This window comes from Enterococcus sp. DIV0008, from assembly GCF_050542615.1.
Classification (GTDB): Bacteria; Bacillota; Bacilli; order Lactobacillales; family Enterococcaceae; genus Enterococcus_D; species Enterococcus_D innesii.
The window spans coordinates 3,046,404-3,052,500 of the sequence record NZ_CP172937.1; the positions used below are offsets into that span (position 1 = coordinate 3,046,404).

General features: G+C 47.6%; 5 protein-coding genes, 9 tRNA genes and 1 riboswitch (1 of these 15 running past the window's edge). Of the genes, 2 read left to right on the plus strand and 12 right to left on the minus strand.

What is annotated here, in order from left to right:
* Both IGI84_RS14275 and IGI84_RS14280 read left to right on the plus strand, forming a co-directional pair.
* Window positions 1-984 carry a TIGR01212 family radical SAM protein gene (locus tag IGI84_RS14275; RefSeq protein ID WP_077452372.1) on the plus strand — a complete coding sequence of 328 codons (984 nt, stop codon included), beginning with the start codon at window positions 1-3 and terminating at the stop codon, window positions 982-984.
* Window positions 959-1,537, plus strand: coding sequence for a tRNA (mnm(5)s(2)U34)-methyltransferase (locus IGI84_RS14280; RefSeq protein WP_175632012.1), 579 nt, complete (start codon window positions 959-961; stop codon window positions 1,535-1,537). The genes IGI84_RS14275 and IGI84_RS14280 overlap by 26 nt, the downstream gene beginning before the upstream one ends.
* Before the next feature lie 25 nt (window positions 1,538-1,562).
* Here IGI84_RS14280 and IGI84_RS14285 read toward each other — a convergent pair whose 3' ends face one another.
* The 12 genes from IGI84_RS14285 to IGI84_RS14340 all read right to left on the minus strand — a co-directional run.
* Window positions 1,563-2,342 (minus strand): alpha/beta hydrolase, encoded by a 780-nt coding sequence (locus tag IGI84_RS14285; protein ID WP_430600470.1) that lies wholly within the window; start codon window positions 2,340-2,342, stop codon window positions 1,563-1,565.
* A 22-nt stretch (window positions 2,343-2,364) separates the two neighbouring features.
* Window positions 2,365-3,822 (minus strand): MDR family MFS transporter, encoded by a 1,458-nt coding sequence (locus IGI84_RS14290; protein ID WP_430600471.1) that lies wholly within the window; start codon window positions 3,820-3,822, stop codon window positions 2,365-2,367.
* Window positions 3,823-3,888: 66 nt separating this feature from the next.
* Window positions 3,889-5,073 (minus strand): methionine adenosyltransferase, encoded by a 1,185-nt coding sequence (metK, locus tag IGI84_RS14295; protein ID WP_005233362.1) that lies wholly within the window; start codon window positions 5,071-5,073, stop codon window positions 3,889-3,891.
* A riboswitch (SMK box riboswitch) is annotated at window positions 5,071-5,152 on the minus strand. (Overlaps the previous gene by 3 nt.)
* 91 nt (window positions 5,153-5,243) lie before the next feature.
* A tRNA-Glu gene (locus IGI84_RS14300) sits at window positions 5,244-5,315 on the minus strand.
* 15 nt (window positions 5,316-5,330) lie between these two features.
* A tRNA-Ile gene (locus IGI84_RS14305) sits at window positions 5,331-5,404 on the minus strand.
* 16 nt (window positions 5,405-5,420) lie between these two features.
* Window positions 5,421-5,491, minus strand: a tRNA-Gly gene (locus IGI84_RS14310).
* A 7-nt stretch (window positions 5,492-5,498) separates the two neighbouring features.
* Window positions 5,499-5,571 (minus strand) — tRNA-Phe (locus IGI84_RS14315).
* Between the two features lie 8 nt (window positions 5,572-5,579).
* Window positions 5,580-5,653 (minus strand) — tRNA-Asp (locus IGI84_RS14320).
* Window positions 5,654-5,692: 39 nt separating this feature from the next.
* Window positions 5,693-5,766: transfer RNA gene (locus IGI84_RS14325), tRNA-Met, on the minus strand.
* Window positions 5,767-5,832: 66 nt separating this feature from the next.
* Window positions 5,833-5,922: transfer RNA gene (locus IGI84_RS14330), tRNA-Ser, on the minus strand.
* A 12-nt stretch (window positions 5,923-5,934) separates the two neighbouring features.
* Window positions 5,935-6,006, minus strand: a tRNA-Glu gene (locus IGI84_RS14335).
* A gap of 9 nt (window positions 6,007-6,015) precedes the next feature.
* Window positions 6,016-6,097, minus strand: a tRNA-Ser gene (locus IGI84_RS14340); it runs 6 nt beyond the window's last position.

The window sequence follows — 6,097 nt, forward strand, 5'->3', positions numbered from 1 at the left end:
ATGAATCCATTTCCTTATGCAGAAGATAAAAACAAACGATACCATTCATGGAACTTTGCTTTGCGGCAAGAATTTGGCGAAAAAATCTTTAAAGTTCCCATCGATGCGGGCTTCGACTGCCCCAATCGTGACGGCACCGTTGCCAAAGGCGGCTGTACATTTTGCAGTGTGTCCGGCTCTGGCGATATGATCGTAGCACCTGAAGCCCCGCTACCAGAGCAGTTTGAAAAAGAGATCGCCATGATGCACAAAAAGTGGCCGCAAGTGGACAAATACATTGTCTATTTTCAAAACTTTACGAACACTCACGCACCGGTGGCAGTGATCCGCGAGCGCTTCGAGCAAGTGCTGACACTACCTGGTGTTGTCGGGATCTCCATTGGGACCCGACCAGACTGCTTACCAGCAGATGTTGTTGACTATCTGGCAGAACTCAATCAACGCTTTTATTTATGGGTCGAATTAGGACTGCAAACGACTTTTGAAACCACGAGCAACGCCATTAACCGCGCCCATGATTATCAAACTTACTTAGACGGCGTCGCCAGCCTGCGCAAACACAATATTCGTGTCTGTACCCATTTGATCAATGGCCTGCCAGGCGAGACGATCGAGATGATGCAAGAAAACGTCCGCCGTACCATTCAAGATTCTGATATTCAAGGCATCAAACTGCACCTGCTGCATTTGATGCGCAATACTCGGATGCTGCGGGATTATCATGAGGGACGTTTGCAATTGATGCGGCGCGATACCTATGTGTCATTGATTTGTGATCAGTTAGAGATGATCCCCCCAGAGATCATCATTCATCGCTTGACAGGCGATGCACCATGGGATTCTCTGGTAGGTCCAATGTGGAGTTTGAAAAAATGGGAAGTCTTGAATGAGATCGATCAAGAAATGTTGCGCCGCAACTCCTATCAAGGAAAATTCAATGTGCGAAAGGAGCCAGTCGATGCTGCCGACCGCCATGCGCTATAGCCACACCCTTTTAAAAGAAGTTCTGCAACCGGGACAAACCGCCGTTGATGCCACGATGGGCAACGGCTTCGACACGGAATTACTGGCTTCCTTAGTTGGACCGACTGGTCAGGTGTTTGCTTTTGATATTCAGGAACAAGCCCTGCAAGCTACCAAAAAGCGGTTGGCTGAAAAAGAGCTGTTGGCGCAAGTCCAGCTGATCCATCAAGGCCATGAGACGTTGGCAGATGTTGTGAGTGGTCCGGTTCACGCCGCCATTTTCAATTTAGGCTACTTGCCTAAAGGAGACAAAGCGATCATCACGCTGCCTGATACAACGAAAACGGCTTTAGAAGCTTTACTGACACGTTTAGCCCCGAAAGGTAGAATCATCCTCGTCTGCTATTATGGACACGCTGGCGGCGAAGCAGAGCTGAAAGAAGTCCACTCCTTTTGTCAGCAGCTGCCGCAAGAGGCATTCAATGTCCTTTCCTATCAATTTATCAATCAGCGGAATCAGCCGCCGATCTTATTTTGTATCGAACGAAAAAACCATCAGTCCTCGACACGTTAATGTGTCGATCGACTGATGGTTTTTTTTATTCGCTAAAAAGCCATTGCAAGACTCGTTGGATCCATTGATCCCAGAAATTCCAATCATGATCCCCAGTTCCCGATTCAAACGTTACGGCTATTTTGCGTTTTTGCAGCTTATCCGCCGCATACTCACTTGCCGGGTACAGTTGATCTTCGGTTCCGCAGCTAATAAAAAAGCGCGGCGCGGTGCTTGGATCGATGGTCTCAATCAGATGGATCAAATCATTTTCAGATCCTTTGAATTGCTCTAAAGGGCCAAAGATTCCTGCCCAATAAGCTTGGCTTCGCAGCTGCAGCAAGGAATCCATGCTTTCAGCCAGCGCTAATGCCCCAGACAAAGACGCTACCGCCGCAAACTGGTCAGGCTTGCGCAGCCCAAGTTTTACAGCCCCATAGCCTCCCATCGAGAGACCTGCTGCAAAAGTTTTTTCTCGTTTTTGCGTCAGCTGAGGAAACAGCTCATGGCAAATCTGTGGTAATTCTTCGGCGATAAACGTCCAATACTTCATCTCATAGGTCGTATCAGTATACCAGCCTAGATTAGTAGACGGCATGATGACCGCTAGTTGATACTCTGCGGCATACCGCTCGATCGACGTCCGTCGCTGCCAGACACTATGATTTCCGTTCATCCCATGCAATAAATAAAGCACTGGGAGATCTGTGCCCGTCGATTGGCTTTGGGTGCCGATTTTTTTCTTGGTACTTTGAGGCAAGATCACATCGATCATTACCTCCATTTCAAGAACATTTGAATAGATATTTGCTTGTAAAAAAGCCATACAATCACCTGCGATCCTTTTTTTATATTGTACCAGATTCTCGCGAAATCGTGCGGGTCAAACCAATCGCTAGCACAATGAGTAAAACACCGATCCCAAAAACCCAGTGTAGACCGCTATAAAGAATCTCCCGTAATTGTCCTAATAAGGCGGTTGGCAGCTGACGCGCGGCGGCTGGATCAACCAGCTGATTCATGACACTGCTGTCAGTGACTTGCGCCTGTGCCAAGCCTATGCTATTACTGGTATTTAAAACGATACCGAAGACCGCTACCATGATGGTTTGCCCAATCGTGCGCAGCAGCGTATTGAAAGAAGTTGCCACGCCGACTTGGGTGGGTGCAACGCTGGTTTGGGCAGTAACGGTACAAACCACCATCGTTGCCCCTAAACCGACGCCCGTAATAGAAGAAATCATCAAGAACAACCAGAATGACGTCTGTGCCGGTGTCAAAAAGAGCCACAAAGCACCGGTAGCCGTGATCACTAAGCTAACCGTCAAGACCCAACTGACACTGTGTTGTGTCAACCAACGGCTGGCTAAGAAGGAACCAATCATCCATAAAATCGACAACGGTGCCAACACAAGCCCGCCAATCCCCGCACTCATGCCTAAGACCCCTTGCATCCACATTGGGATATAGACATCGATTCCCATCAGGAAGCCGCTAGCCAAAGCTGCTACGATATTGACCACCACAAACAATTTTGAGCGGAACAGTTTCAGATCAATAATCGGATCTGTTGCTTTTTTCTCCACTCGAATGAAGCCGATGAACGTAAGAACAGAAAAAACGAATAGCCCGATGACAGGCAGACTCATACCATAATCTCCCAGCAACTGGAAGCCTAGCAGGAGCCCTACTAGCGTCAACATCAACAAGAGACTGCCAGCATAATCAATGTTGACTGCAGCAAAGGCCTTTTTTTCTTCATGAAAATAAAACCAAATCAAGGCGATCAACCCTAATCCGATGGGTACGTTGATAAAGAAGATCCAATGCCACCCGATCGTATCTACGATCAAGCCACCGGCTAAGGGTCCGACGACACTGGCGATCCCCCAAGCAGTGCTATTGAGCCCTAAGACTTTCGCCCGCTTTTCAACAGGATACAGGTCCGCAATGATCGTTAGGGCAACGGGCATCATGGCCCCTGCGCCTAATCCTTGCAACGCTCTGGCAATGATCAACGTCAACATCGTATTGGCCATCCCACAAAACGCCGACCCGATAATAAATAGCAGCGTACCAAATAAAAAGACTGGTTTGCGGCCGATATTATCAGCAAACTTGCCGTAAATCGGGGTCAACATCGCACTGGTCAAAAGATAGATCGAGAAGACCCAGTTCATGATCTCGATTCCTTTCAATGAACTAACGATGGTAGGCATCGCTGTCGTAATGATCGTTCCTTCGATCGCGGTCATAAACGTTGCGACAAAGACCGCAATGGTGACTAATTTTACATTGGTTCGCATGTAACTCCTCCTTTTACTCCAAAAAAAAGAACCTCTATTGATAGCCATCAATAGAGGTCGCCTCTTTTAATCCTTCACACTTGCCAAAAGTGCCGCCACCTTGTCGGTGCGTTCCCATGGCAAATCGATATCTGTACGACCGAAATGTCCGTAAGCGGCAGTCTGACGATAAATCGGACGGCGCAAATCTAACATTTCAATAATTCCTGCTGGTCGCAAATCAAAGTTTTCCCGCACCGCTTGAATCAAGCGTTCGTTACTGACAGTTCCGGTACCAAAAGTGTTGATGCTGATCGACACGGGTTGTGCCACACCGATCGCATAGGCTAATTGGACTTCCACTTTTTTGGCTAGCTTTGCTGCTACGATGTTTTTGGCAATGTAGCGAGCCGCATAGCTGGCTGAACGGTCAACTTTGGTTGCGTCTTTTCCAGAAAACGCACCGCCACCATGACGTGCATAGCCGCCATAAGTATCAACGATGATTTTTCTGCCAGTCAAACCGGCATCCCCTTGAGGACCGCCGATCACAAAACGACCAGTAGGATTAATATAATATTTTGTCTGCTCGTCTAAAAGATCAGCAGGGATCACTTCTTTGATCACTTTTTCGATGACATCACGGTGGATCGTTTCATTATCAGCCGCATCATCATGCTGGGTACTAATAACGACGGTGTCCACTCTTTGTGGTTGATCATTATCATCATATTCAACGGTTACTTGTGATTTTGCATCTGGACGCAAGTAGCTTAGTTCATTGTTTTTACGCAACTCTGCTAAACGACGGACTAACCGATGACTCAATGCGATTGGTAAAGGCATCAATTCAGGTGTTTCATCAACGGCAAAACCAAACATCAAGCCTTGGTCACCGGCACCGATATCTTCTTTATCCGTTTCTCCGCGACTTTCTAAAGCATCATCGACGCCTTGAGCGATATCTGGTGATTGCTCATCGATCGCTACTAAAACAGCAACCGTGTCGCCGTCAAAGCCGAATTTTGCTCGTGTATAGCCGATTTCTTTGATGGTTTCTCGGACGACTTTTTGGATATCTACATAAGCAGAAGTAGAAATTTCTCCAAAGACTAAAACCAGTCCGGTAGTAACTGACGTTTCGCACGCGACCCGTGCCATTGGATCTTCGGCAAGCAACGCATCTAAGATGGCATCACTGATTTGGTCGGCTACTTTGTCTGGGTGTCCTTCTGAAACGGACTCTGATGTAAATAAGTGTTTCTCTGTCATTTTTGTATTCCCCCTAATATATGTTTCGGTTACAAGGCATCTTCGCAGCTGCGAATCCTTTCGGGAACTTGCAACGGACTGATTATAACAAATTTTGACTGCTCATGCTTGAGAAAATGATAAAAAGATCATTTTTGGGTAATAAAAAAACACTCTCAAGAGTGTTTGCATGATCCGTACGGGATTCGAACCCGTGTTACCGCCGTGAAAGGGCGGTGTCTTAACCGCTTGACCAACGGACCAGTTTAAAAATGTAATGGGCCTAAATGGACTCGAACCATCGACCTCACGCTTATCAGGCGTGCGCTCTAACCAGCTGAGCTATAGGCCCCAAATAAAAAATGCAAAGCGGGTGACGAGAATCGAACTCGCGACAACAGCTTGGAAGGCTGTAGTTTTACCACTAAACTACACCCGCATTCCTATGGCGCGGGACAGAATCGAACTGCCGACACATGGAGCTTCAATCCATTGCTCTACCAACTGAGCTACCGAGCCAAAAACAACGGTCTGGACGGGACTCGAACCCGCGACCTCCTGCGTGACAGGCAGGCATTCTAACCAACTGAACTACCAAACCAGAAGCTTTGTATTGCTGCTTTGCCGTTAAACAAAGCGATTGCGGGAGCAGGATTTGAACCTACGACCTTCGGGTTATGAGCCCGACGAGCTACCAGACTGCTCCATCCCGCGATAAGTAATTACTTTACAGTAATTAAAGGACTGTGATTCTTTTGCTCGCAACAAAAGAGACAGTTAAGGAGGATAAGGGATTCGAACCCTTGCACGGTTTTACCCGCCTGACGGTTTTCAAGACCGTTCCCTTCAGCCGGACTTGGGTAATCCTCCAAAAGTAAAAAATGATCCGTACGGGATTCGAACCCGTGTTACCGCCGTGAAAGGGCGGTGTCTTAACCACTTGACCAACGGACCAATAAAAAACGGAGAAGGAGGGATTTGAACCCTCGCGCCGGTTTCCCGACCTACACCCTTAGCAGGGGCGCCTCTTCAGCCACTTGAGTAC